Origin of the sequence: Streptomyces sp. NPDC050264, from assembly GCF_040655895.1 — a bacterium.
GTDB lineage: Bacteria > Actinomycetota > Actinomycetes > Streptomycetales > Streptomycetaceae > Streptomyces.
Window position 1 is genome coordinate 40,026 of sequence record NZ_JBFAKV010000040.1, and the last position, 1,938, is coordinate 41,963.

General features: G+C 67.9%; 1 protein-coding gene and 1 pseudogene. One reads left to right on the forward strand and one right to left on the reverse strand.

Features of this window, described 5'->3' with window-relative positions; genetic code table 11:
• Positions 1 to 107: 107 nt before the first annotated feature.
• A pseudogene (locus tag AB0J02_RS40790) lies at positions 108 to 1,445 on the reverse strand (multicopper oxidase domain-containing protein); the annotation flags it as partial.
• A gap of 103 nt (positions 1,446 to 1,548) precedes the next feature.
• Here AB0J02_RS40790 and AB0J02_RS40795 point away from each other — a divergent pair.
• On the forward strand, positions 1,549 to 1,908 hold the full coding sequence (locus AB0J02_RS40795; protein ID WP_363198981.1) for a recombinase family protein: 360 nt from the start codon (positions 1,549 to 1,551) through the stop codon (positions 1,906 to 1,908).
• Positions 1,909 to 1,938 lie beyond the last annotated feature (30 nt).

The following is a 1,938-nucleotide window of genomic DNA, read 5'->3' on the forward strand; positions in this document are numbered from 1 at the left end:
GGTACACCGGTTTCGGGATCGCCCGGAGCGGCTCGGCACGAAGCCGAACCAGCACCGGGGATCCCGCACCCGTCCAGACCGCGTGCACCCGGCTCGCCGGAAGGAAGCTAGGCCGCGTGACCTCCGTGTCCGCCGCCGTGGCCTGCCCCGTGATCGAATTTCATGGCCTCCTCGGGCATCACGACGAACGGCCGCATCATGCCCATGTCCTCGTGTTCCAGCAGGTGGCAGTGGTACATGAAGCGGCCGTACGCCCCGTCGAACCGGCCCATGACGCGCAGCATCTGTCCGGGCAGGGAGCGGAACACGTCCTTGTGCCCCCGCTCGTTCGGCGGCAGCGGGATCACGGTGTTCGGGTCGAACGTGACCGGCGCGACCGTGCCGCCCACCGTCACGTCGAAACCGGAGGCGTTGTACGCGTCGCGGCCGAGGATCTGGAAGTCGGCCAGGTGGATGTGCATGGGGTGCACGACCGGCGGGTTCACCGCGAGGTTCAGGAAGCTCCACTGTTCGTGGCTGCCCTCGGCGACGGTGAAGCCGAGCCCGTCGTTGAAGGTCCGGGAGATCCGGCGGTACGTCTTCAACTGGCCTTTGTCGTTGATGAGTTGGATGATGCCGTCGGCGGGGACGTGGACGCCCGCGGGATCCTCGATCTCCGCCATCTCCCAGATCTCCGGGTGCCCGCCGCCGCCCTTGGTCGCGGGCGGGGTCAGCACGATCAGCCGGTGCCCGTGCTCGATGTCGTGCGTCAGCTTCCGGAAGGAGCCGGAGAGCACCTCGGGCAGCGCGAACGAGTCGGGCGCGCAGCTCTCGCCCACCCGGAACTCCAGCACGTGCGGGTAGGGCACGTTGCCCGGTACGTCCGGCACCCCGGGCGCCTGGTTCGGCCCCTTGCCGACCAGCCGTACCCGCCGCCCGGCGAGCGCCCCGAAGTCGATGAGCAGGTCCATCCGCTCGGCCGGGGCGACGGTGAGCGTCGGCAGTACCGCGTCGAAGTCGACCGGCACGGGGCGCGGCAGCAGCCCTCCGTCGCTACCGATCTGGTGGAGCACGCCCGGCACCGGCTGATCGTCCTCGTCGACGAGGACCAGGTCGAAGATGCGGGCGTTCGACGCGTTCACCAGGCGGAAGCGGTGCCATGCCGCGTCGACCTCGGCGTACGGCCAGATCCGCCCGTTGACGGTGGTGTACGGGCCGGTGAACGGCAGGGTCACGGGCTTGCCGGTCTCCGCGTTCTTCGGGTCGATGACGACCGTCTTGTGCAGCAGCCGGCCGTTCAGCGCGCCGTCGGCGTCCGTGTCCAGGTTCCGGTCGGCGAGCAACAGCGGTATCTCCCGCTCACCGCACGGAAGGTGGAGCGCGTCCTCCTCGTCGTCGCGGATCAGGTACGTGCCGTAGAGACCGGTGTGCACGTTCCACCGCGTGATGTTCATGGCGTGGTCGTGGCCGAAGGGTGCAACACCGCCTCTGACCAGTGGAAACGCCGCTCTTAGCATTCCACCCGCTCCCAACTGTCCGAGGCGGACCACCTTCGGCGAACGGACAGCGATGGAACGGCAAGACCTTCCCAACCTGCGCGCGCTGGGCTTCAGCGACGACGAACTCAAAGAGCTGGGGCTCTGGGACTCGGCAACCGGCGACGCCAGCCAAGTGGCAGAGGCGTACATCCGTCGGTCGAAGAAGAAAGACACTCTCACCGCACTACGGGCCCACCTGCGCGATATCTGCCGCCGTGCCCGTGAAGAGGGAAAGTCCATCCGGCACGTCTGGTTCGAACAGCGCAGCGCGAGCAAGGCGCATGTCCGGCGCGAGGAGTTCGACAGCGCATGTGAGGCCGTTCTCCGTGGGCTGTCCAAGACCCTGTACGTCTGGCGAACTGACCGTGAGCCCTTTCCAACCTCACGTTGATGCGTGGTGAAGGACGACGACGGCCTTCAC